The sequence below is a fragment of the Mariniflexile soesokkakense genome (genome assembly GCF_039650365.1).
In the GTDB taxonomy this organism is placed as follows: Bacteria; Bacteroidota; Bacteroidia; order Flavobacteriales; family Flavobacteriaceae; genus Mariniflexile; species Mariniflexile soesokkakense.
Genome location: NZ_JAZHYP010000002.1, coordinates 328,856 through 354,421, shown reverse-complemented (window position 1 = coordinate 354,421; position 25,566 = coordinate 328,856). Strand labels below are relative to the sequence as shown.

The following is a 25,566-nucleotide window of genomic DNA, read 5'->3' as shown; positions in this document are numbered from 1 at the left end:
AATGACTGTTACTTACAAGCCATTATTACCAGAAACAGAACAGCCCATTGTTATTATTGGAGCAAGTGGTATTGTGAAAGATGCCCATTTGCCAGCTTATAAAATGGCAGGATTTAAGGTGTTTGGAATTACAAATCGTACCATTTCTAAAGCACAGGCTATGGCAAAAGCCCATAATATTCCACATGTATTTGAAACTGTTGCCGAGGCAGTAAAAAACGCACCCAAAAATGCTGTTTACGACATTACGGTTTTGCCAGACCAGTATATAGAAATATTAGAGCAATTACCCGATGGGGCTGCGGTACTTATTCAAAAACCCATGGGAAATGATTATAAACAAGCTAAAGAAATTTTTGCCGTTTGTGAACGTAAAAATTTGGTTGCGGCCATCAATTTCCAGTTGCGTTTTGCATCGTTTGTAAGTGCCGCTAGAAACATCATAGATCAAGGGCTTATAGGTGATTTATACGATTTAGAATTTAAAGTAACAGTCAATACACCATGGGAATTATTTCCCGTAATCAAGCAACATCCTCGTTTGGAAATTTTGTTTCACAGTGTGCATTATATTGATTGTATTCGTTCTTTTTTAGGAAATCCAAAGCGTGTTATGGCTAGAACAACAAAACACCCATTAAAAGATTTATCCTCTTGTCGTTCCACCATTATTTTAGATTATGGTGATACTATGAGTGTGAAAATAAACACCAATCACGACCATCATTTTGGTCAGAAACATGAAGAAAGTTACATCAAATGGGAAGGTACAAAAGGCGCTATTAAAGCAAAAATGGGACTTTTAATGAATTACCCTAATGGCTTGCCAGATAAATTTGAGTACATCATAACCGAAGAAAACAAAGATTCAGAATGGAAAATTTTAAATCTTGAAGGTTCCTGGTTTCCAGAGGCGTTTGTAGGTACCATGTCTAATCTCATGCGTTTTAAAGAGGGTTCAGATACGGTATTGCATGCCAGTGTTCAAGATGTTTTAGATACCATGAAAGTGGTAGAAGCATGTTATATAAGTAATAACAACGGAGGTGTTCAATTAAATGATTTTAATTAGGGCGTTACCACAAGGGGTGGGCTTTACGCTTTATCTTTTTAAACCGTCATTGCGAGGACGAAGGACATGGCAATCTGCTAAATCATAGAGGTGAATTTGTATTTTATCATTACGTTTTAAAAAGGATGACGCTGCAAATACATAGCATTCACGAATTCATTAATTCAAAAATGTTAAACAATGAGTTATCCCTAACGCACCTAGTAACAATAAACAACTTAACGATTAACAAGTAATTATGTATTTCAAATCAACATTTTTCGAAGACTATCAATTAAACAATAAACGAGTAACCTTAGGACGCACCATAACCGAAACCGATTTTGTAGTGCATGCAGGACATACAGGCGATTTCTTTCCACATCACATGGATGAAGAATGGTGTAAAACCCAACCTTTCGGACAGCGAATTGCACATGGCACCATGATATTCAGTATCGGAATAGGCCTAACAGCTTCAGAAATTAATCCAGAAGCTTTTTCAAAAGGGTACGACCGAATGCGCTTTGTAAAGCCAGTACATATTGGTGATACCATACATTCTGAAATAACCATTTCCGAAAAAGGCGAAGCTAAACGACCAGAAATGGGAACAGTAACCGAACATGTAGAAATTATAAATCAAAAAGGAGAAGTTGTTTTGGTATGTGACCATTTACTACTTGTAAAAAGAAAAGCTTAATACCTTATAATAAAACACCACCATGCAAACAACGAACCAAGGAAGTCATTCATTTGAAGCACCAAAACAAACCAGTTTAGTAGGGAAACAGATGTTTCCCTTCATTCTTATAACCTTTTTGTTTTTCCTGTGGGGAATGGCGCATAATCTTGATTCTATTTTAATTCCCCATCTTAAAAAGGCATGTGAATTGAACAATCGTCAATCCACATTGATTGATACCGCTGTGTTTTTCGCCTATTTCATTATGGCAATTCCAGCAGGTATGATAATTAAAAGATTTGGATATAAAAACAGTATCATTACTGGGTTGTTGGTATTTGCAATAGGGGCATTTTTGTTTGTGCCGGCAGCCAATACAAGAATGTATGAGCTTTTCTTATTTGCCTTGTTTGTTATTGGTTGTGGATTAACCATTTTAGAAACCAGTGCCAATCCTTATGCTGCCATATTAGGACCGCCAGAATCCTCCTCCAAACGTTTAAATTTAGCAGCGTCTTTTAATGGATTAGCAGCCATGGTAGCACCTGTTGTTGGGTCGTTATTTATTCTTTCAGGAACCAATCACACACCCGATGAAATGGCTGCAATGTCTGAGGCCACAAAGGCAGCTTATTTGTTAGGTGAAGCAGCATCGGTAAAAATGCCATACATAGTTTTAGGAAGCGTATTAATTCTTGTGGCTGCTGTGGTGTATTTTATGAAGCTTCCTAAGTTGAAAATTGAAGCTACTGATTCAGAAGTTAAACCAGGGTTCTTTTCAGTTTTAAAGTTTTCTCATTTAAGTTGGGCAGTTGTGGCACAATTCTTTTATGTGGGTGCACAGGTATGTGTTACCAGTTTCTTTATTAGAGCGGCGCAACAAGGGGCGGGATTAGACGAAAAAACAGCGGCTTATTACTTGGGTGTTTATGGGTTTTTGTTTATGGCTGGGCGTTTTGTTGGTACTTTTTTGTTGAAATTTATAAAAGACTATGTGCTACTTTCTATGTATTGTGTGCTAAGTGTTTTATTAAGTCTTGTGGCTATTTATGGAGAAGGTATTCATGTAATCTATGCATTAGGTGGTTTAGGTTTTTTCATGTCCATAATGTTTCCCACTATTTTTTCACTAGGCTTAGTAGGTTTAAAATCAAATACAGAAACGGGTTCATCTTGGTTGGTTATGTCTATTGTTGGAGGTGCAATACTTCCGTATGCCATGGGCACTTTAATTGATGTAAAACACGATGATATTCAATCAGGTTACATAATTCCATTAGTTTGCTTTTTAGTGATATTGTATTTTGGTGTATTTGGTCGAAAAGTTAAAAAAGAAAAAATTCAATAATTTATTTTAAACCTTTAGAAGAAATAAGAGTCTAAACGACAAGTATTGTATAAAACACACAATTTTAACATGTTTTTTTAAAATGAAGTGTTTTTTTTAAATATATTTGGGTAATCGATTGCATTGCATTTAAGAGTCGTAAAGTGTAACCTTTGGGGAATTTATAATATGGTATTTCAATTCAATAGAAGAAATCAAATAGAAGCATTAATCAGTTTATTCTTTTTGAGCTGTCCTTTTATTTTAAATGGGCAAAATACTAATGTTGAGTGGTTGTCGGCAAAAATGCTTAATGAAAATTCAAAAGAAATTGAAATAAGTGGACATCCTCAAATAGCTCATTCTCCTTATGGTGAAGCTGTTTTGTTTAATGGTGTTGATGATGCGTTTTTTTTAGATGAAAACCCTCTTAAGTCATTAAAAGAATTTACTGTAGAAATGATTTTTAACCCATCAATTGATGGCGATTTTGAACAGCGGGTTGTGCATATTGGTGAAGTGTCTGGTAATCGCATGTTGCTTGAAATAAGAGCTATAGATGGGAATTGGTATTTTGATGGTTTTGTTGCTTCAGGCGAGCATAAATTGGCACTGATTGATGAGGAATTAATTCATCCATTAGGACAATGGTACCATGTGGCTTTAGTAGTAACAAAAAACAGCCTTAGTACTTATGTGAATGGAAATCTTGAGCTAACAGAGCCTTTTTCTTTTAATAATCCTATTGAAACTGGACAAAGCTCAGTAGGTGTTCGTTTAAATAAGCGCTCTTGGTTTAAAGGGCATATATATAAAATTAGAGTTACCTCTAAACAACTAAAACCAGAACACTTTATGACCCTTAAGTTATAAAGGATTAAAAAACTAAGATATTTATGAGACCAACTAACCGCATTGTATTTGTTTTATCGTTCCTTATTTTTGGATTGAATTTATTTGCACAACCAAAAATATCTAAAGAACTGGTTTCGGAAACCATGTTAAAAGCGACGGAGTTTATGGTAGAAGATGTAAGTGCTAATGGTGGTTATGTTTGGTATTATATGCCCGATTTCTCTCGTCAATGGGGTGAAATGGAAGCATACAAAACCATGATTTGGCTTCAACACCCAGGAACCATTAGTATGGGTCATGTGTTTTTAGACGCGTATCGGGTTACACAGAATGAATACTATTACAAAGCCGCCCAAAAGGCTGCCAATGCCATAATTTGGGGACAAAGTAATGAAGGTGGTTGGAATTATATGATTGACTTTGCAGGCGACCGTTCGCTTAAAAACTGGTACAATACTATAGGGAAAAATGGCTGGCGTTTGGAAGAGTTCCAACATTATTATGGAAATTCAACCTTTGATGATGATGTTACAACAGATGCGGCTCGATTTCTTTTAAGAATGTATTTGGAAAAAATGGATCCTACGTATAAACCAGCCTTAGATAAAGCCTTAGATTTTATTTTAAAAAGTCAATATCCTAATGGTGGATGGCCGCAAAGATATCCGTTAGTTAAAGGTTTTGAAAAACCAGGGTTCCCAGATTATACACCTTTTTATACTTTTAATGATGATGTGATATGGGAAAACGTAAATTTTCTTACGCAATGCTATTTAGTATTAGGGCAAGAGCGTTTTCTTGATCCAATATATCGAGGCATGAACTTTTATAGGATATCGCAAGCAAGTTGTGGCGCTTGGGGGCAACAAGTAAATATGAAAATGGAAGCAGCCAGTGCAAGAACTTACGAACCAGCTGCTTTTTTACCAGGTGCCACTTGTGAAAACGCACTTCTTTTAATAAAGTTTTATCAATTAACAGGAGATAAACAATTTCTTGAAGGTGTACCAAAAGCTATTAAATGGTTGGAAGAAGTAAAACTTCCTGAAGATAAAATGGAAGGTCATAGAACGCATCCAACATTTGTTGATGTTAAAACCAACAAGCCAATTTATGTACACCGTAAAGGTTCTAATGTAAAATATGGGAAGTATTATGTAGATGATAATGACAAGAATTTACTGTCTCATTATTACGGAAAAGGTTTTGTCAATATTCAAGAATTGAAAGATGAATATGAAAAAGTATTAAAGCTTTCAGTTGAAGAGGCGACTAAAGACTCCCCTTTAAAACCACAAGAATTTCAATATCAAGGAACGCCTCAAAGTTATTACGATTTAAATAGATACATATTTAATTTTAAAATGGATGAATCTAAAATTGTTGAGGTGGTTGAACAACTTGACAGTCAAAATCGTTGGCTTTCAGACCATGCATTTATAAGTAATCCGTATATTGGTGATGGGATAAAAACAGAAGCAACCGATGCCTATGCAACAACACGTGTTGGCGATGAAACAGATACATCGCCTTACCCAGATGCAACAGATCAAAAGTATATTTCAACAGGGACTTACATTAGAAACATGAAATTGTTAATTAATTACATGCAGTCTGTTGAAGCCTCAAATAAATAATGTTAAAAATTAAATAAAAAAATGCTAAGAAATTACAAAATCAAACTGATATTCATTCTATTTTTAGCTTCCTTTTTGGGTGTTTTTGCACAAAACCCCATAGTGAAAATAGATTTCGATCAGGCTGGTAGAAATACTAGTGAAGTAGGTGAACCAGATTATACTCCATGGGTTATCGGCTCTGGGACTTCGGCTTCAATGGCAGTAAGCGGAGTAACATTTACCGTTTCAAAAGCAGGGGCTAATGGCGATGCATTGGGTACAAATTGGTACAAAACAGGTATTCAGGCTCCCTATTACGCCAGATTGGTGTGTGATGGAGTTACTGTTAAAGGAACAACCGCAAACCAAGGAGGCCAAATACAACTCCGCATAAGTGGTTTAGCTACTGGGAATCATACTTTAATGGCATTTTTAAATGTTGTAGATAGTGATGCATATACTTTTAGCCCAATTGATGTGTCTGTTAATGGGGTTTTGGTTCAAGACAATGTTATTCCAACTGTAAGGGCATTAACAACAGCTTCAGCAAAATCGGTATATCTAAATATACAAGCCACTTCAGGTGTAGATGTAGTTGTTCTTTTTGCCGCAGAAACTTCTGGTACTTACGATTTCAAAAATGTAATGCTAAACGGTTTTGAATTGAATACGCCCAATATTTTTAATCAAGCAACAGATCCAATTCCCGCTCATAACAATGAACATGTAGAGCTGAATTCTGGGAATACCTTATTAGAATGGACTCCCGCCACAAATGCCGTATCACACAATATTTATTTTGGAACCAGTTTAGCATCGGTTGATGCCGCAAATACAGGTTCGCCAGAATATAAAGGCAATCAGTTACAAGCAAATGCTTCTTACCAAGTGAATGGTTTATATACAGGTGAAACATATTATTGGAGAATTGATGAAGTTGTATCAGGAGGCGAAGTTACCAAGGGTAATGTATGGCGTTTCCGTCCGGCAATACTTGCTTTTCCAGGAGCAGAAGGCTATGGACGTTTTGCGCGCGGTGGTCGTGGAGGGAAAGTAGTAGCTGTAACAAATTTAAATGACAGTGGACCTGGAAGTTTACGAGAAGCTGTTACAAATAATATTGGTCCAAGAACCATAATATTCAATGTTTCTGGTTTAATACAACTTTATTCCAGATTGGTTTCTAGCCAACCATATGTAACTATTGCAGGTCAAACAGCACCCGGAAAAGGCATCACAATTAGATCTGCTCCATTTGGTATTACAGGTAATGATAATGTGGTTCAAAATCTTAGAGTTCGTTTAGGAGGTGGTAAAACGTATGATGGCATGGGGTTAACAGGTGGCGATCATAGTATTATTGATCATTGTTCTATAAGTTGGACTATTGATGAGTCATTCAGTTCTCGTGGTGGACACAATATCACGCTTCAACGCACTTTAATAGCTGAAGCTTTAAATGCGGCAGGACATCAGAATTACCCAGTAGGGACTGAACATGGTTATGCAGCTACTATTGGCGGAGATATTGGTTCTTTTCATCATAATTTATTAGCGCATAATTACGGACGTAATTGGAGTTTAGGCGGTGGGTTAGACGGTAGTGGTGCTTATGCAGGAAGAATGGATATTACCAATAATGTGGTTTACAATTGGGGGTCTAGGACAACCGATGGAGGTACTAAAGAGGTTAATTTCGTAAATAATTATTATAAACCAGGAGCAGGTTCAACATTGTTTTATGCTTTTACAGCAGAACATGAAGGGACAGGTACTGGTATGCAAAGGTGTTATTTTAATGGGAATGTCATGCCAGGGCGTTTTGATGAAAGTAACCAAGCAGCAGGAAGAAGAATTAAGCTATCTAATGGTGCTGTAGTTAATTATGAAACATTTGTAGATACACCTTTTTTTCCATCATACGTAACAACACAATCGGCTACACAAGCCTATAAAATAGTGCTTTCAGATGTGGGCTGTAATCAACCAGTTTCAGATGATCATGATCAAAGAATGATTACTGAAACTTTAGGAGGCACATTTACATATAGGGGAAGTGTAACCAATAAGCCAGGGTTTCCAGATAATGAAGCAGATGTAGGTGGTTATGAAGATTATCCATTCGTAACAAGAGCAGCCGATTGGGATTCTGACAATGATGGATTACCAAATTGGTGGGAAAACATTATAGGAACCAATATAAATTCTGCTTCTGGAGATTTTTCAGATACTAATGCAGATACTAATTCAGATGGATATACAAATCTAGATTATTATTTGCAGTGGATGGCTCAACCTCATTACAGTACGGCAACAGGTGAGAAAATTGATGTTAATATTCAACAACTATCTAGAGGATTTACAAGTGGTGTTTCATATGTGTTGTCCGATGTTGTAAACGGAACCACAAATTTAGTCGGAAATATTGTGGAATTCACACCAGCAGTAGCAGGTTTAGCCTCTTTTAAATTTACTGTTACAGATTCGGCGGGAGATAGCATGTCACGTACAGTAAATATTCTTAATGGATACGATTTAACTTTATCGGTTGAAAAGAAAAATTTAGCCGAAATTAAGGTTTGGCCAATTCCAAATAAGGGGGCGTTTTCTATCAAAATGAAAAATAATAGTGCGAAATCTGAATTTAAAATATTTGATATTTTAGGTAGAGAGGTGTTAAAAGGAGCTATTGAAGCGGGTAGTACAGAAAACATAAATTTAAACACAAAAGGTGTTTTTATCTTAAAGGTTTTAGAATCTGAAACAAAACAACTGGTACATACTCAAAAAATAATTATAGAATAGGTGAAAATTTAAATTAGTAAACATGAAAATGAGATGGGTAAAGCATATGCGAATTTATATAATATTGATAGTTTTTGTTTGCCCATCAATTGCTTTTATTCATTTCACAACAACACCAGACTCACCAATACACATTACAAAAGAACGTAAATTAGAATACAAGATTCAGCCCAATGGTGATAGGGTGCCTGATTATTCATACTGTGGTTATATGGCTTCAGAAAGCCCACTGCCTAATGTTCCAGTAAAACTTGTTATTGAAGCAACAGAAGCAGATGCCACGTTGTTAATTCAATCTGCTATTAATTATGTTTCCAGTTTACCAATAGATAATGATGGGTTTCGAGGAACTATTCTTTTAAAAGAAGGAACTTATAAAATAAACGGTAGTTTAAATATTCCGGCAAGTGGTGTTGTACTAAGAGGAAGTAGTAATAAAAACACAGTGCTTTTGGCTACAGGAACTCATCGTGAAACCCTAATTCGGGTGGCTGGTATAAATAATCGGACTTTGGGTGATTCAACGGAATTGGAGAAAAAATATTTCCCTGTAAATACCACCATATTAACCTTTTCTCAAGGTCATTCATTTAAAATAGGAGATAAAGTTCTTATAAACCGACCTTCAACAAAAGAATGGATTGAAAGCATAGGAGCCGATAAAATTGGTATTTATGTAGATTATAAACTTACTAAATGGGAACCTGGTGATTTTGATATGAATTGGGATCGCAGCATTGTTGCTGTTTCTCCAAATTCTATAACAATTGATGCGCCTTTAACTAATGGGATTGATCCAAAATATGGGGGAGGAACGGTTACAGGTTATCATTGGGAAGGTAGAATAAACAATGTAGGCGTTGAAAATATTCGCTGTGTTTCAGCCTATGACGAATTGAATGCTAAAGACGAAAACCACCGTTGGATGGCAATTACCATGGAGAATGTTCAGGATTCTTGGGTACGTCGTATAGAGGCTGAAAATTTTGTAAGTTCTGCTGTGGCGGTTTGGGAAACAGCCAAACGTATTACGGTTGAAGATTGTAAATCGCTAAATCCTGTCGGGGAAATAGGAAGCTATCGACGTTATTCTTTTCAAACATTAGGACAGCAAGTATTGTTTCAACGCTGTTATGCCGAATACGGATACCATGCTTTTTCTGTGGGTTTTACTACACCTGGCCCTAATGCCTTTGTGCAGTGTTATTCTTACATGTCTTCTGATTTCAGTGGAGCTATTGGCGGATGGTCCAGTGGTATTTTATTTGATAAAATGACTGTTGATGGAGGCGATATTAGTTTTGATTATAGAGATGTTGATGGACAAGGTGGCGGTTGGAGTGCTGCAAACTCATTTTGTTGGCAAGGAAGAGCCGCAAAAATTCATCTATCAAAACCACCTGAAGCACAAAATTGGGCTTATGGCAGTTGGGCACAAGGTTATGGAAATGGGCATCACGAACTACAGCATACTTTTATAAAACCAGAAAGCCTTTATTATGCACAGTTGGAAGCTCGTACAGGGAAAAAATCTGAGGAGGAAACTAAAATATTGACATACGAATCAAGTGAAACAACAGCGCCATTAACAGAGTTAACTGCTAAATATAGCGAACGGTCAAAATCACCAGATTTAATTATGGATGCTTGGATTGATAGAATGATTGAAAAACACCCTATCCATTCAGATATCTCCAAAGTCAAAATTTGGAATGAATCTTATATCCCTAAAGTTGAAAAAACCAATAAAAGGTTGTCTATTGTTAAGTTGGTAAATGGAAAGATTTCTTTAGATGATAAAATAGTTTCAGGGGGAAAAAACAGAACATCTATGTGGCGCGGATCGACACGTCCTTCCGAATTAAAACGCCCATCACCTAATTTAGTTCGGTTTGTACCTGGAAGAGTTGGACGAGGACTTACAGATGATTTAGATACTTTGGTTAGCGACATGCGCAATAAAAATGTTTCTGTAATGCAAAGCTTTCCGGCACTTTGGTATGAGCGCAGACGTGATGATCACGCTAGAACTCGTCGAGCAGATGCCGATGTTTGGGCACCTTTTTATGAACAACCTTTTAGTAGAAGTGGACAAGGAGAAGCTTTTGATAGGTTAAGTAAATATGATTTAACCAAATGGAATACATGGTATTGGCTTCGTTTGAAACAATTCTCAGATTTAGCTGATAAAAACGAATTGTTATTCATCCAAGAACATTATTTGCAACACAATATAATAGAAGAAGGGGCACATTGGGCCGATTATCCATGGCGAACAGCTAATAATATTAATAATACAGGATTTGCTGAAAACCCGCCTTATGCAGGAGATAAACGCATATACATGGCTGAAGCGTTTTACAATATAACTCATACCATAAGAAAGCAATTTCATAGAGAGTACATTCGTAAAAGTCTTGATAATTTTAGAGATAACGAAAATATTATTCATCATTTAGGATGGGAATATACGGGTCCTGTTCATTTTGTTGAATTCTGGTTAGATGTTATTGCCGAATGGGAAACAGAAAATAAAAAGGATGTATTGGTGATGATGCCCGGAACAAAAGATGTTCAGGATGCTATTTTATCAGATCCTAAAAGAGCATCGATAGTAGATGTTATAGATGTGATTCAGTGGAAATATAGAGACGATGGTACCTTATATATGCCTCCAGGTGGTGTTAGTTTAGCAGCACGTCAGTACGCACGTATCTTAAATCCTGGAGAAACCTCTTTTGATCAAATTTACCGAGCTGTTAACGAATATAGAATTAAGTATCCATATAAGGCAGTGGTTTATTCTCAAAGAGGTGCTAGGTATTCAAATTGGGCAACATTTATGGCGGGTGGTTCTTTAGCTTCTATGCCTTCAATTAATAACGAAGCATTTTTTAAAGATGCGCTTAAAATGGAAAGTTATATAGAAGAAGTTGAAGGGAATAAGAATTATATTCTTGGAAAACAGGGATTGGGCTACATTGTTTTTAGTGAAAATTCGGAAATTGTTATTGATTTAAAAAGTGACTCAAATTCATATAAGTTAGATTGGATCAACCCAACTACGGGTGAGTTGATTAAAACAAAATCAAAAGTTGGAAAAGCTATTGCAAATTTAAAAGCTCCGATAGAAGGTGCCGTTGTAGCTTGGATTCATAAATAAAAACTAAATAAAATCATTATGTTTTTAAACAAATTATCTAAAGTTTTATTGCTAAGCTTGGTGCTTTTTCAATGTCATTTTCTACCTGTTTTTGCACAACAACATAAAGGCGATTTGTATGAGGATTTAGAGTTTAAAGGCAGTCATATCATTTATAAAGGTGAAGTAATAAAATTAGGGCCACAGGCATTTTTTATTGATGGTCAACTTTCAAATAAAGAAGTTTCAAAACACAACTATGTTTATAATTCTATAAATGAAGCGTCAAAACATTTAGCCAATGGAACGGAAGCATCACCTATGGTTTTGTATATAGCGCCTTGGGTATATTGGGTTGATAATCCAGACGATCCAGAAATTCGATTGCCAAAAGAAAATGAAAATACGCCCTTTGGGTTAGAAATTACTTGTGAATGGTTAAAATTTCAAGGCTTAACAAATAATCCTGAAAATGTTATTATTGCCTGTAATCGTGGTCAAACTATGGGTGCTAAAGGTAATTTTACCATGTTAAACATTAAAGGTGATGGTACTTGTGCTGAAAACATAACCTTTGGTAATTATTGCAATATCGATTTGGTTTACCCACTCAATCCTGAATTAAATCGAGAAAAAAGAGGTTCGGCCATCGTGCAAGCGCAACTCATTTTTTCAAATGGCGATAAAGTATTAGCTCGTAACACCCGTTTTATAAGTCGGTTGAATTTAGGGCCTTTTTGGGGGAGTAAGCGTACCCTTTTTGAAAGATGCCACTTTGAATCTACCGACGATGCGCTTAACGGAAGTGCGGTATATCTAAATTGTACATTTGGAATTTATTCCTCAAAACCATTTGGGGGAACACGTGGTACCGGAGCTGTATTTCTTAATAGCGATATAGAATCATTCTGTCGCGATAACCAGTATTTTGTAAAAGGTCATGGACCAGTAACCACTGTAGATACCAGGTTTTCTGCCAAAGATTTGAATTATATAGGTTGGCGAGATATACCAGATACCGAAGCTCGTTATTACCAATACAATGTAAGTTTAAATACCAACCCTATTTTTATTGGTAAAGATGATGCTTTTGCCACTGTTGATATGACCAATAAAAACATACTTAATGCTTACCGTTTTGAATATAAAAACAAAGTGGTTTATAACACATATAATTTATTGCGAGGTCATGACGATTGGGATCCCATGGGAATTAAAAACATAGTTGTTGAAGCAGAAAAGGCAACAGGAAATAATTACACAAACGTACCGACGCTATTAACCATTAGTCCAACACAAAAAACATTAGAAACAGGAAAAGACAATTTATTATTAAAACCAACGGTACATCGTTTTGGTAACTTTGAATTTCAGGAAGAAAAAGTTTTTTGGGACTTAGCTTCAGAATACAAATCGCTTGTTAAATTGGAAGTAAAAGAAGATGGAACCTGTTTAGTGATTCCAACTAGCAATAACAATGAAACTAAGCAGGTTGTTATAACTGCCTATACAGACTCAGGATTAGAGTCTGCCTGTGTATTGTATATAGCACCATCATTTATAGATCCGCCATCATTTACAAAGCTTCCTGAAATTAGTAAACCTAAAGATGGGGTTTTACAATTGAATTATGTTCTTGATATGTCTTTTGAAGACCAATCTTTAATTACTTGGTATCGATGTAATGATGCTCAAGGCAATCACCCAATTGAAATAGCTGTATCTAGATTTAATAAACCCTTGAAAACCTACGAGCTATCAACAGGAGACATCGGTTATTACATCATGGCTAGCGTATCGCCTAAACATGTGCGTTGCGATGCAGGATTAGCTAAAACCACACTTTTTAAGAAAGTAATTTCAGCAAAGGATATAAAGAAATCAGCCAATATTTTAATCCCTAATTTGGAAAATATGTCGGCTAAGTATCAACCTGAGGTACTTTCTGGTTTTTGGGTGCTCGACAGTTATGCGCCTTTAGATACGCAAGAATTTAATTGGGAGAGTGATAACAGTCGCGACCCGTGGTATTACGGTGAAGGTGTGAACGGAGCAGCTAATAATTTGGGATTTGTACAAAATACAAAAGGAGCCCGTATGCGATACACACCCGTTGGAAAAGCGTTTGGTGCTATGAAAATCAGTTTTACGGCTATCCCATCAAAAACCGCAGGACAAGGGTTTAGCAGTGCCAGAGCACAGTATATGGATGTTGGTATAAAAATGGATATTAAGCAAATGAATGGCTATGCACTTCGCTTGATTAGAACCACCAAGTATAGTGATGCTACAGATTTTGTTTTAATGAAATACGAAAATGGGAATGCTACACCAATTAGCGAACCTGTTTCAACGTCATGTTATCGCCCTAATTGTAAAATTACTGTCGAATTAAAAAACAATAAGTTAATAGTACATGCTGAAAATACGGAAGAATATTTCACAGAGCATGATAATTCCGAAGTGGTAAAAGTTGTAGATATACAGGCTGAAGTTACACCTAACAATTATGGCGGTTTAAGTTTTCAACATACAGGAACTGTGGGTAGTGGAGCAACTTTAATAAAAGATTTAAAAATAGAATGGTTTTAATACTTCCATTAAACATTAAAAAATATGATTAAGACAAAGTTAAATTCGAAATTATTTTTCATACTGATGCTTTTATCAGTAATAACGATGGTTAATTGTAAAAATGAAAAGGAACTACAACCCGAAGAAGCAAAAGAAGAGCCAACATATTCAAACCCTATTTTAGGAGGCGATTATCCAGATCCATCCTTAGTGCGTGTAGGAAGCGATTATTATATGACGCATTCTTCATTTAATTATTATCCTGGATTAATTGTTTGGCATTCCACCGATTTAATTCATTGGGAGCGTATTTCGCATGCGTTAACCCAAAATGTGGGTTCAGTTTGGGCCCCAGATTTGGTGTTTGTTAATGGTAAATACTATATCTATTTTCCAGCAGGTGGAACAAATTGGGTAGTTTATGCCGATTCTCCAAATGGGCCATGGAGTGAACCAATCGATTTAAAATTAAGTGGTTTTATAGACCCTGGACACGTGGTCGATGACAAAGGGATTCGGTATTTATACCTTTCAAAAGGGTATGTTGTGAAATTAACAGATGACGGACTTGCAACCGCTGAAACTCCTGTTTTTAATTATGAAGGGTGGCAATACCCTAAAGAATGGAGTACCGAATGTTTTTGTTTGGAATCACCCAAATCTACAGTAAAGGACGGGTATTATCATTTAATAACTGCAGAAGGCGGAACTGCAGGTCCTGCTACAGCACACATGGTAGTTTCGGCACGTTCAAAATCACCTTACGGTCCTTTTGAAAATTCACCCTATAACCCAATTGTACACACAGAAAAAAGAGGAGAACGTTGGTGGAATCAAGGTCATGGAACTTTGGTTGATGATATAAACGGTAATTGGTGGATTATGTACCATGGTTACGAAAAAAACTTTCAAACATTAGGAAGGCAATCGCTTATGCTACCAATTGAATGGACAGAAGATGGTTGGTTTAGAGTCCCAGAAGGTACCAATGCATCCGATAAAATTACTGTTCCAGATTTAAAAATATCAAAAGTATCTCATAGCCTTAATGATAATTTTGATAATGCAGAACTAAATCTTCAATGGCAATTTTATAAAGATTACAATCCAGAAAGATTTGAATTTAAAGAAGGCGCTTTAGTATTTAAAGCCGAAGGAAATTCGTTTACAGATAGTTCACCGCTGCTTGTTAATAGTTCAGATAGAAAGTACGAAGTTCAGGTAGAATATACTTTAGAAGAAGGCGTTGAGGTTGGTTTGTGTTTATATTATAACGAAGTGGCTAATATGCACATTTCTGTAACCAAAGAAAAATTCAGTGTATATAACCGCCAAAAACGAAAAATTAGTGAACCTAATGTTTTTGCCAATCATGGATTTTTACGCATTTTAAATGATGAAAACGAGGTTAGTTTTTATTACAGTTCAAATGGAAAAAATTGGATTAGATTAGAAAGAAGTATTGAGGCTAGTGGATTCAACCATAATGTTTTTGGAGAATTTCTAAGTTTGCGCGCTGGATTATTTGCCTTTGGAGAGGGTAAAGTGAAATTTGATAATTTTATTTACAAAGCTTTAGATTAATTAAAAAGAAAACAAATTAAAATGCTTAAAAAACAAATAAAAAATGGGAATTTATTGCTTCTTATGTTGCTAATAGCATTTTCTTATAGCTATTCAAATGCCCAGTCTAAAACCAATGAAACAACAAAAATTAGTACAAGACCTTTTGGTGATGGTGTTAGGCATTGGTACAATATTAAGGATAAAAATAATATTGTAGACCCAGTTGCAGACCAACCAAGATATGATGAGTCCGATTACACTAAAATAGCAGATAACATGTTGCTTTTTCAGCGCGATAATGGTGGGTGGCCCAAAAACTACGATATGCGGGCTATTTTAACTCCAGAACAAGTAAATAAAGTTGTTAATACAAAAAACATGTTACATACTACGTTTGATAATGCTACAACTTACACACATATATATTACTTAGCTCAAGTTTATACTGCAACTAAAATTGAAAAATATAAAGATGCTTTTTTAAGAGGAATGGATTTTGTTTTGAAGGCCCAATACACCAATGGAGGTTGGCCTCAGTATTATCCTTTAGAAAAAAATTACAGTAGGCACATCACTTTTAACGATGGAGCTTATATGGGAATTATGGATGTATTGCAACAAATAATGGACAATAACCCTGATTTTAGTTTTGTTGATACTGATTTAAAAGCAAAAGTAACAAAAGCATACACTAAAGGTTTAGAGTGTATTTTAAAGATGCAGATTGTAAATCAAGGTAAACTTACAGCCTGGTGCCAGCAACATGATGAAGTCGATTTATCTCCAGCATGGGCACGAGCTTTTGAACCACCAAGTATTTCTAATGGTGAAAGTGCTCCGGTCGTTTTGTTTTTAATGGCAATTGATAATCCGAATAAAGAAATAATCAATTCCATTCAAAGTGCTGTAAAATGGTTTGAAGATTCTAAAATTTACAATACCAGAATAGAATCTTTTGAAATCGAGCCTTTTGAATCTAAATTCACGACGGTAAGAAGAGACCGTCGTGTAGTAATCGATTCTACAGCGCCTCCAATATGGACACGTTATTACGAATTAGAAACTAGTAAACCTTTGTTCTCAGATCGAAATAGCAAATATTTATATGCTTTGGATGAAGTAAGTGTTGAAAGGCGAAACGGTTATGCGTGGTATACCTATGCACCGCAACAGGTTTTAGAAAAATATACAGAATGGCAAAAAAAATGGGCGCCAACCAATAATGTTTTAGAGCCATAATTAAATTTTAAATTAAGGGATGGTTTACAATAGAAGAAATTTTTTAAAAACAACAGCAATATCGAGTTTAGCGATACCATTGGTTTCATGTGCTAACCTTAATAAAGATGATGGATTGGTAGACGAACAGCATCTTATTGATATATGTAATAAACCTCAATTGACCATAGATACATTTAAGCAGCCTATCATCATAGAATCTATCGAGTTGGTTAACTTAGGTGAAACATATTTTATAAGAACAAGATCAAAAGATGGTATTGAAGGTATTTCTGTGACTAATAAACAAGTTGATATCCTTTATCCGATAGTTTTAAAATCAATCATCCCTTTTTTTATTGGAAAAAATGCATTGCATCTTGAGACGCTACTGGATGAATTATATGTTTACGATAGTAATTACAAAATGCAAGGGTTGGCTTTATGGTGTTGTGTAGCTTGGGTAGAAGGTAGCATTATTGATTTGTTAGGAAAATCGGAAGGCAAGCATATTAGTGACTTGTTTGGAGTAAAACTAAGAAATAAAGTCCCAATATATGTTGCTAGTGGAAATCGCGGCACCACACCAGAAGAGGAAATTGAGATTCTTCAACAAAAAATAGCCGAAACGGGTGCAAAAGCAGTGAAGTTTAAAGTTGGGGGGCGCATGAGCAGAAACAAAGATTCTATTCCAAACCGATCAGAAAGTTTAATCGAATTGTCTAGAAAAGTATTGGGAAATGAAATCACCATACAGGCAGATGCAAATGGTTCGTATGATGTAAATAAAGCTATTGAAATAGGGAAAAGACTGGAAGGGATAGGTGCTTATTTATTTGAAGAACCTTGTCGTTTTGATAATTTTGAAGAAACAAAACAAGTAGCCGATGCGCTTAGTATACCAATTTCTGGAGGCGAACAAGAATCAAGTGAATATCGATTTCGCAAAATGATATCTGAGAATGTGGTGCAAATTGTCCAACCAGATTTACATTATTATGGAGGGTTTATCCGTGCCACACGAGTGGCTAAAATGGCCGATAGTTTAGGTAAACCCATTACTGTGCATATTTCTAATAGAAATGCAGGATATGCGGAAATGGTCAATTTTAGCAGTTATACACCAAATATAGGCTTGTTTCAGGAACTTAAAACGGGTATGGAAGCTACTTCAGATTTATTTGATCCTCCAATACAAGTAAAAGAGGGTTTCTTAAATGTACCTACAGCACCGGGTCTAGGAATGGGACATGCGGAATATGCTTTAAAAAAAGCAAAAACAATAACAATATAATTTATAGAAATGACATGAGTAGATGTGTAATGGTTTTATGGGTGTTTTTTTTGAGCAATTTTATTTTTAGTCAAGAGAACGATTCCGTTTCTCACTATGCTTCCATCATTAAATCTTATGTTTATAAAGACTATAAAAACATGTACCGCCCAAGTAGTGGTTCATTAGTATACCCATTTTTAACACCTGGAAGTAATCAGTATGATAATGTGTTGTGGGATTGGGATTCTTGGTTAAGTAATATTGCCCTCAGACAAATTTTAACTGATATAGGTTCTGAAAAAGATAAAAAGGAAGCCATTAAATACGAACAAGGTTGTGTACTTAATTTTCTTCATTATGGCGATTGGGATGGTTATTTGCCTATTGTAATTTGGGAGGATTCTAACCCAAGAAATATTATGCCTGAAAATATTTATGACGTTAATATGCATAAACCTGTTTTAGCACAACATGCAGCATTTTTAACACAAACAAATGGAGGAGATGCAAATTGGATTCGTGAAAAATTTTATCATCTTCAAGCATTTGTAAATAACTACAAATCACATCATCGCAATAAAGCAACAGGGTTATATTTTTGGCAAAATGATGTGGCAATTGGTGTTGATAACGACCCTGCTACATTTTTCAGACCTGCAAAAAGTTCTGGATCAATTTATTTAAATTGTTTGATGTATAAAGAGTTGAATGCTATGGTTTACTTAGCAAATCAATTAAATCAATCTGAAATAGGTAAAGAGTTTGCCGAAGATGCAAAACAGTTAAAAGCAGCCATTCAAAAGCATTGTTGGGATGAGCGTGATGGATTCTTTTATAGTGTTGATTTAAATTTAACACCTGCCAAAAACAGACTTGATAATACGTTAGGAAAAGATTTTATGATTCATAGCGGTTACCCAAGGGATTACGATTGTTTAATTCAACGTATCGAAGTATGGTCTGGCTTTTTAGCATTGTGGGCTGGTATAGCAAATCCGGAACAAGCTGAACGTATTGTAAAAGAACACTATTCAAATCCTAAAACATTCAATTCGCAATCCGGTGTGCGTACACTTTCTAAAATGGAAAAAATGTATAGTATGCGTGCAAGTGCAAACCCTTCAAACTGGCGAGGACCTATTTGGGGAATTTCAAATTATATGGTGTTTAAGGGCTTGAAAGATTACGGGTTTACTAAGGAAGCTACAGAATTAGCATCAAAAACCATTTATCTTTTTGGAAAAGATTTTGAAAAAAATGGCGCTTTACATGAATATTACGAACCCGAAACTGGCGAACCTTTATTAAATAAAGGCTTTCAAAACTGGAATTATTTAGTGTTAAATATGATAGCTTGGATGGAGAACAAACAAGTTGTAGAAGAATTTTAACATCTATAAAAGAAAACGAATTAATTTAAAAACTGGTATTCTGAAAACTTTATTAATTAGTACAATATTGCTATGCGTAATAGGTGTCAATGCGCAATTAGAGCCCGTTAAAGGCGGTGTTTACCATTGGAATGAACTCCCTGTAAGTATAAGTGAGGATAGAGCGTCTAGGAAAATACTTGAAGGAGTCTCACCTCATTTTGAATATTTAAAGATTCATGCTACCACACAATTCCCAGGAGCCAAACCCAGTACAGAACATGCAAATGATGATATAGAAGAATGCATTCTTGTTAAAGAAGGGAAAATGAAAGTCTCTTTTGAAAATGAGAGTACTGTTTTAGAAGCTGGGGGCGTACTTTTATTAATGCCTAAACAAATGCATTCACTTCAAAATATTGGAGACACCAATCTTACATATTATGTGATGCGCTATAAATCTAAAAAACCTATAAATTTTGAAAGGGGACAAGGAAACGGAGGTTCATTACTATTAAATGTAAAGGATTTAGTTTTTAGGAATACTGAGCTTGGGGGCGCAACAGATTATTTTAATAGACCAACAAGCATGTGTGAAAAATTTGAAATGCACTCCACGCTATTAAATGTAAAAGGACCTAGCCATGCTCAGCATGCCCATGTTGATGGGGAAATATTTTTAGTAGTTTCTGGAAATGTCGAAATGACTATTGATGGGAAAGTTTATACAGGTAGTGCAGGCGATTTATTTTTTGTAAAACCTCAATTAATGCATGGTATTCGTAATGTTGCAGATAATCCTTGCAAATATTTTGTGTTCAAATGGAATTAAAAACATTGTTTTAGTAAAACAACCTGATTAAAAATAGATTCTATCAGCTAGTATTTAAATGCTTTTATATAAGAAATTAATTTAAAATAGAAAATATGAAAATTTTAGTAGCAAGTATCATATTACTATGCGTTACAACTGCAAATGCTCAATTAGAACCTGTTAAAGATGGTGTTTATAATTGGAGTGAGCTTCCTGTTAATAAAAGTGAAGACCGAGAGTCAAGACATATACTTGAAGGTGTGTCACCTCATTTTGAATATTTAGAGATTCATGCAACAACTCAATTGCCAGGAGCTAAACCTAACAAGCCAAATTCCAATGACGATATTGAAGAGTGTATTATCGTTAAGGAAGGGCTTATGAAAGTAACTAATGAAGGAAAAAGTGAGATTGTCGGCCCCGGCAGTGTTATTTTATTTATGCCAAAAGAAGTGCATACTATTGAAAACGTAGGGGATACCAATCTTACCTATTACATTATGAGCTATAAATCTAAAAAACCGATGAATATGGAACGCGGACAAATAAATGGTGGCTCTATGGTTTTCAATGCAAACCATTTAGAGTTTAAACCAAGTGCAAAAGGAGGTGGTATTGCTTATTTTGATAGGCCTACGAGTATGTGCGAACGTTTTGAAATGCACATAACGCAATTGGATAAAAAAGGTCCAAGCCATGAACCACATACACATATAGAAACTGAAATAATTTTACTCATATCTGGTAATGCTGAAATGGTTATTGATGGTGAAATTTATAAAGGAACTGCTGGCGATTTGTTTTTTGCCAATTCACAGCTATTACATGGTGTAAGCAATGCTGATGATTCTCCATGTAGATACTTTGCATTTAAATGGAATTAAAATTTTAACAAAAATGAAACTTATGAAACTTTTTTTTATAGTCATAATCATTTCTACTAGTATTAATTTATATGCTCAAAAACCCAAAGACGAGTATAATATGGTGGTTGCAAAAGATGGTAGTGGCGATTTTACTACCATACAAGAAGCTATGTATGCCGCTAAATCATTTCCTTATCAACGGGTAATTGTTAGTATAAAAAATGGCGTTTATAACGAAAAAGTACATGTGTATTCATGGAATACGAATGTGTCTTTAATTGGTGAAAGTAAAGAAAACACCATCATTACATATGATGATTATTATGGAAAAATCGATTTAGGACGAAATAGCACCTTCCATACATCAACCGTTTTGGTTGAAGGGGATGATTTTGTAGCAAAAAACCTCACCATAAAAAATACAGCAGGTCCGGTAGGACAGGCAGTTGCACTATCTGTAAATGCTAACCGATGTTATTTTGAAAACTGCGTTTTTTTAGGAAATCAAGATACCGTTTACACGGCAGGTGAAGGGTTTAAGCAATATTTTAAAAATTGCCATATAGAAGGTACTACCGACTTTATTTTTGGTGAAGCCACAGTGCTTTTTGAGTCGTGCACCATTCATAATAAATCAAATTCATATATAACAGCTGCTTCAACACCAAAAAACCAAGAGTTTGGATATGTGTTTAAAAACTGTAAGTTAACTGCCGATAAAAATGTAACCGAAGTGTATTTAGGCAGACCATGGCGTTTGTACGCAAAAACGGTGTTTATAAATTGTGCTATGGGTAAGCACATAAAGCCAGAGGGTTGGCATAATTGGTCTAAAAAAGAAGCTGAAAGTTTAACGTTTTACGCAGAATATAACTGTACAGGCGAAGGTTTTCAACCAGAAAAAAGAGTAAGTTGGTCTTATCAATTAAAAAAGGCACAAGTAAAGAAATACAACTTAGAAGCTATTTTGAAGGATAATTTGGGTAACTCTAAACAAAAATGGTACTAAAGTTTTGAATAAACAAACAGCCATATTATATTACTTTATTGTATTCTTGTTTTATGCATTTAGTATAAATGCTCAGGTAAATACAAGCAATAAGTTAAAGGTTTTTATAGATGGTGAAATTCCAGATTTAGGTTATGTAAAAAGAACACTAACATTTGTAGATTTTGTTACCGATCAAGGTGTTTGCGATATTTATATCTTAACTAGTAGTAAATCTACAGGTGCCAATGGGCGCTATTATTTTTTAACATTCACTAACAAGATGTCTGTTCCTATTGATAAATTTGTGTTGAATTGTTCTATATATTCCGATGATACTCCAGATAAAATTCGTTCTAAATTTACCGAAACTCTTAAATCTGGACTTATCCCTTTTATAAATAATGGAGATATGAAATATTCAATAACGGTTAACGAATTAGAACAAGATGATAATAGTTTACAACAATCAAGTATATCTTTAGATTCATGGAACTACTGGGTGTTTAATATTGGTTTAGGAGGTGAATTTAATATTGAAGAACAGAAAAAAAAGTACACCTATGAATATGAATTTAAAGCAGATAGAGTTACAGAGATTTGGAGAATAAGAAATAGGTATTATTTTAAAAAGAGGGAAGAGGTAATAACTAAGATTAATGATTCAGTTTCTACCGACATTCATGTTTTAAATCGGCAATATGGAATTAATTCAAGAATTGTATATAGTTTGTCAGATAAATTGTCAGTAGGGTTGTTTTTTGTAAATTCACAAGACACTTATAAAAACATAAAATATAATTCAGCAATCTCACCTGCACTCGAGTATAACATATTTCCATGGTCAGAAGTATCAAGAAGAGCATTTACAGTTTCATATTCTTTAGGGCCAACTTGGTTTGGTTACTTTGAACCAACCATTTTTACCAAAACGTCTGAAGTGCGTTTGAGAGAAAAATTTGAGACAGAATTGGAGGTTATTGAAAAATGGGGTGTTGTTGGAGTCAAATTACAAGGCACTCATTATTTTCCTAAGTTTAACGATTACTCTATTGATTTAGAGGTTAGTTTATCTTTTAGAATTGCCAGAGGTTTATTTTTTGAATTTGGTATGGAGGCAAACAAAATTAATGATCAGTTTTATTTACCATTTAGTGAACTTAGCGATGAAGAATTATTGTTGAATGTTCGAAAACTTCCAACGTCATATGAGGTTGCAGGAAATTTTGGACTCAGATACCAATTTGGCTCCATTTTCAATAGTATTGTAAATGAAAGACTTTAATAAACGATTATGGCTAATAAATTAAAAATAACTAAAATGAAAATCAAACTAATTATTCTATTATTGGTAGCATCAAGTTGCATGGCACAGAAAACAACCATTTATTTGATTGGCGACTCTACCATGGCAAACAAAACAAAGCCAGAAACTAATCCAGAACATGGTTGGGGGCAAGTGCTACAACAGTATTTTAATGATAATTCAGTTATTGATAACAGAGCGGTAAATGGAAGAAGTAGTAGGAGTTTTATAGATGAAGGGCGTTGGGATTCCATACTTAAAACATTAAAAAAAGGGGATTATGTTTTTATTCAATTTGGGCACAACGATCAAAAGTTTAAAGCACCTACCCGTTATACCAATCCGCATGTAACCTATCGTCATAACTTAATTAAGTTTGTTGAAGAAACAAGAAGAAAAGGAGCAGTTCCTGTTTTGTTTTCATCTATTGTGAGACGTAATTTTAACGAACATGGCACTTTAATCGACACACATGGCGAATATCCTGTAGAAACCCGTTTGGTCGCTTTAGAGTATAGTGTGCCTTTTATAGATTTGCAATATTTTACTGAGCATTTAGAGGAATCTTATGGCGTTGAAGGATCTAAAAAACTGCATCTTCATTTCGAAGCTGGGGAAGAACCATTTTACAAAGATGGTAAGCATGATGACACCCATTTATCAAAATTAGGGGCTAATGAAATTGCTAAATTAGCTGTAGCCGAATTAAAAAACAAAGTATCAACTTTAACTGAATATATCAAATAATGAAAAATCTGTACTTAATTGCATTGGTATTATGCCTTCAAAATATACAATCGCAAAACATGTTCAATAAAGATTCCATTATCAAAACTATTGAAAACAGAATAAGTTTACCAACAATTCCAGATTATACCATTAATGTTACTAAGCTAGGTGCAAAAGGCGATGGTGTTAAAAACTGCAAACAAGCTTTTGATAAAGCCATGAAAGCCTGTTCAAAACAAAAAGGAGGTACTATAGTTGTTCCTAAAGGGGTCTATAGGTTAAATGGCCCTATTCATTTTGTAAGTCATGTAAAGTTGTATTTAGAGGAAGGAGCTAAAATTGTGTTTGGTTCTAATCCAGAAGATTATCCACTTGTTTTAACAAGTTGGGAAGGCACAACATTATATAATTATAGTCCCATGATTTATGGGATTAATGTTGAGGATGTCGCTATTTCAGGAAAAGGTATTATTGATGGTGAAGGTAATGGCCTGTGGGCTACTTGGAAAGCCTTAGAAGAAAAAGGGAAACTTTTAAGTAGAGAAATGAATCATAACCAAACACCTGTTAAAGAACGTATTTTTGGAGAAGGTTTTTATTTAAGACCTCAATTGGTGCAATTTGTGAATTCCAAAAACATTCTTATTGAAGATGTGAAAATTGAAGATTCCCCATTTTGGTGTGTCCATCTTTTGAAAAGTAAAGGTATCACACTTCGAGGTTTAAAATACGATGCGCATAATAAAAATAATGACGGCTTAGATATAGAACAATCAAGCGAAGTGTTAATTGAAAACATTGATTTTAATAATGCTGACGATAATATAGCCATAAAAGCAGGACGGGATGATGATGGTAGAAACTCTAACATACCTTCGGAGAATATCGTTATTAGAAACTGTCGATTTAAAGGTTTGCATGCTTTGGTTATAGGTAGCGAAATGTCTGCGGGCGTGAAAAACGTTTTTGCGTATAATAGTGAAGCAAGTGGTTATTTAAAACGCGGGATTTATATAAAAACCAATTCAGATAGAGGGGGTTATATTAAAGATGTTTATGCTGATACTATAAAATTTGGCGATGTTGAAGATGCTATTTACATGACCTCAAATTATCATGGAGAGGGTAGTGGTTTGTATCCTTCAAAAATATCGAATATCGCGTTATCGAATATAAGTTTTGAAACGGTTTCCAATACAGCTATTGTTATTGAAGGCTATCCGAAATTTAAAGTTGAAAATGTAAGTTTGGATCATATCAGTATAAAGTCAGCCAAAAATGGCATGACTTTAACTGATACTGAAAATGTAACTTTTAATGAAGTAGTTATTGGCGAAAAACAAGGGGTTCCAAGTGCTGTACACTAAAAAATAAA

The 25,566-nt window shown here is 34.9% G+C and carries 18 protein-coding genes; all 18 read left to right on the top strand.

Features of this window, described 5'->3' with window-relative positions:
* Position 1: 1 nt before the first annotated feature.
* The gene (locus tag VP395_RS05485) at positions 2–1,072 is read left to right on the top strand and encodes a Gfo/Idh/MocA family protein (protein ID WP_346240741.1); all 1,071 of its coding nucleotides are present in this window, start codon (positions 2–4) and stop codon (positions 1,070–1,072) included.
* 238 nt (positions 1,073–1,310) lie between these two features.
* Complete coding sequence (locus VP395_RS05480; protein ID WP_346240740.1) at positions 1,311–1,754, top strand: MaoC/PaaZ C-terminal domain-containing protein; 444 nt, start codon at positions 1,311–1,313, stop codon at positions 1,752–1,754.
* 22 nt (positions 1,755–1,776) lie between these two features.
* Entirely contained in the window at positions 1,777–3,084 is a 1,308-nt protein-coding gene (gene fucP, locus VP395_RS05475) for an L-fucose:H+ symporter permease (protein ID WP_346240739.1), read from the top strand.
* A gap of 168 nt (positions 3,085–3,252) precedes the next feature.
* A complete protein-coding gene (locus VP395_RS05470) occupies positions 3,253–3,936 on the top strand; it encodes a LamG domain-containing protein (protein WP_346240738.1) in 684 nt (227 codons plus the stop codon).
* 23 nt (positions 3,937–3,959) lie between these two features.
* Complete coding sequence (locus VP395_RS05465; RefSeq protein ID WP_346240737.1) at positions 3,960–5,555, top strand: pectate lyase; 1,596 nt, start codon at positions 3,960–3,962, stop codon at positions 5,553–5,555.
* Between the two features lie 21 nt (positions 5,556–5,576).
* Positions 5,577–8,342 carry a T9SS type A sorting domain-containing protein gene (locus tag VP395_RS05460; RefSeq protein ID WP_346240736.1) on the top strand — a complete coding sequence of 922 codons (2,766 nt, stop codon included), beginning with the start codon at positions 5,577–5,579 and terminating at the stop codon, positions 8,340–8,342.
* A 22-nt stretch (positions 8,343–8,364) separates the two neighbouring features.
* A complete protein-coding gene (locus VP395_RS05455) occupies positions 8,365–11,505 on the top strand; it encodes a DUF6298 domain-containing protein (RefSeq protein ID WP_346240734.1) in 3,141 nt (1,046 codons plus the stop codon).
* An 18-nt stretch (positions 11,506–11,523) separates the two neighbouring features.
* Positions 11,524–14,076: a hypothetical protein gene (locus tag VP395_RS05450; RefSeq protein ID WP_346240733.1), complete on the top strand. Its 2,553-nt coding sequence runs from the start codon at positions 11,524–11,526 to the stop codon at positions 14,074–14,076.
* Between the two features lie 24 nt (positions 14,077–14,100).
* Positions 14,101–15,642 (top strand): family 43 glycosylhydrolase, encoded by a 1,542-nt coding sequence (locus VP395_RS05445; protein ID WP_346240732.1) that lies wholly within the window; start codon positions 14,101–14,103, stop codon positions 15,640–15,642.
* A 21-nt stretch (positions 15,643–15,663) separates the two neighbouring features.
* Complete coding sequence (gene pelA / locus VP395_RS05440; RefSeq protein WP_346240731.1) at positions 15,664–16,863, top strand: pectate lyase; 1,200 nt, start codon at positions 15,664–15,666, stop codon at positions 16,861–16,863.
* A 19-nt stretch (positions 16,864–16,882) separates the two neighbouring features.
* Entirely contained in the window at positions 16,883–18,136 is a 1,254-nt protein-coding gene (locus VP395_RS05435) for a mandelate racemase/muconate lactonizing enzyme family protein (protein ID WP_346240730.1), read from the top strand.
* A 14-nt stretch (positions 18,137–18,150) separates the two neighbouring features.
* Positions 18,151–19,509, top strand: coding sequence for an MGH1-like glycoside hydrolase domain-containing protein (locus tag VP395_RS05430; RefSeq protein WP_346240729.1), 1,359 nt, complete (start codon positions 18,151–18,153; stop codon positions 19,507–19,509).
* Between the two features lie 67 nt (positions 19,510–19,576).
* Positions 19,577–20,320 carry a cupin domain-containing protein gene (locus VP395_RS05425; RefSeq protein WP_346240727.1) on the top strand — a complete coding sequence of 248 codons (744 nt, stop codon included), beginning with the start codon at positions 19,577–19,579 and terminating at the stop codon, positions 20,318–20,320.
* Between the two features lie 95 nt (positions 20,321–20,415).
* Positions 20,416–21,186 carry a cupin domain-containing protein gene (locus VP395_RS05420; protein ID WP_346240726.1) on the top strand — a complete coding sequence of 257 codons (771 nt, stop codon included), beginning with the start codon at positions 20,416–20,418 and terminating at the stop codon, positions 21,184–21,186.
* 22 nt (positions 21,187–21,208) lie between these two features.
* Positions 21,209–22,177 (top strand): pectinesterase family protein, encoded by a 969-nt coding sequence (locus tag VP395_RS05415; RefSeq protein WP_346240725.1) that lies wholly within the window; start codon positions 21,209–21,211, stop codon positions 22,175–22,177.
* Positions 22,178–22,181: 4 nt separating this feature from the next.
* Positions 22,182–23,441 (top strand): hypothetical protein, encoded by a 1,260-nt coding sequence (locus VP395_RS05410; protein WP_346240724.1) that lies wholly within the window; start codon positions 22,182–22,184, stop codon positions 23,439–23,441.
* 36 nt (positions 23,442–23,477) lie between these two features.
* Positions 23,478–24,209 (top strand): rhamnogalacturonan acetylesterase, encoded by a 732-nt coding sequence (locus tag VP395_RS05405; protein WP_346240723.1) that lies wholly within the window; start codon positions 23,478–23,480, stop codon positions 24,207–24,209.
* The gene (locus VP395_RS05400; RefSeq protein ID WP_346240722.1) at positions 24,209–25,558 is read left to right on the top strand and encodes a glycoside hydrolase family 28 protein; all 1,350 of its coding nucleotides are present in this window, start codon (positions 24,209–24,211) and stop codon (positions 25,556–25,558) included. Before VP395_RS05405 ends, VP395_RS05400 begins: the two co-directional genes overlap by 1 nt.
* The last annotated feature ends 8 nt before the right edge of the window (positions 25,559–25,566 follow it).

Bases quoted from the DNA above. Each gene is read 5' to 3' on its own strand.
- VP395_RS05485 (WP_346240741.1), top strand. From the start codon at position 2: ATGACTGTTACTTACAAGCCATTATTACCAGAAACAGAACAGCCCATT.
- VP395_RS05480 (WP_346240740.1), top strand. From the start codon at position 1,311: ATGTATTTCAAATCAACATTTTTCGAAGACTATCAATTAAACAATAAA.
- fucP (WP_346240739.1), top strand. From the start codon at position 1,777: ATGCAAACAACGAACCAAGGAAGTCATTCATTTGAAGCACCAAAACAA.
- VP395_RS05470 (WP_346240738.1), top strand. From the start codon at position 3,253: ATGGTATTTCAATTCAATAGAAGAAATCAAATAGAAGCATTAATCAGT.
- VP395_RS05465 (WP_346240737.1), top strand. From the start codon at position 3,960: ATGAGACCAACTAACCGCATTGTATTTGTTTTATCGTTCCTTATTTTT.
- VP395_RS05460 (WP_346240736.1), top strand. From the start codon at position 5,577: ATGCTAAGAAATTACAAAATCAAACTGATATTCATTCTATTTTTAGCT.
- VP395_RS05455 (WP_346240734.1), top strand. From the start codon at position 8,365: ATGAAAATGAGATGGGTAAAGCATATGCGAATTTATATAATATTGATA.
- VP395_RS05450 (WP_346240733.1), top strand. From the start codon at position 11,524: ATGTTTTTAAACAAATTATCTAAAGTTTTATTGCTAAGCTTGGTGCTT.
- VP395_RS05445 (WP_346240732.1), top strand. From the start codon at position 14,101: ATGATTAAGACAAAGTTAAATTCGAAATTATTTTTCATACTGATGCTT.
- pelA (WP_346240731.1), top strand. From the start codon at position 15,664: ATGCTTAAAAAACAAATAAAAAATGGGAATTTATTGCTTCTTATGTTG.
- VP395_RS05435 (WP_346240730.1), top strand. From the start codon at position 16,883: ATGGTTTACAATAGAAGAAATTTTTTAAAAACAACAGCAATATCGAGT.
- VP395_RS05430 (WP_346240729.1), top strand. From the start codon at position 18,151: ATGAGTAGATGTGTAATGGTTTTATGGGTGTTTTTTTTGAGCAATTTT.
- VP395_RS05420 (WP_346240726.1), top strand. From the start codon at position 20,416: ATGAAAATTTTAGTAGCAAGTATCATATTACTATGCGTTACAACTGCA.
- VP395_RS05415 (WP_346240725.1), top strand. From the start codon at position 21,209: ATGAAACTTTTTTTTATAGTCATAATCATTTCTACTAGTATTAATTTA.
- VP395_RS05405 (WP_346240723.1), top strand. From the start codon at position 23,478: ATGAAAATCAAACTAATTATTCTATTATTGGTAGCATCAAGTTGCATG.
- VP395_RS05400 (WP_346240722.1), top strand. From the start codon at position 24,209: ATGAAAAATCTGTACTTAATTGCATTGGTATTATGCCTTCAAAATATA.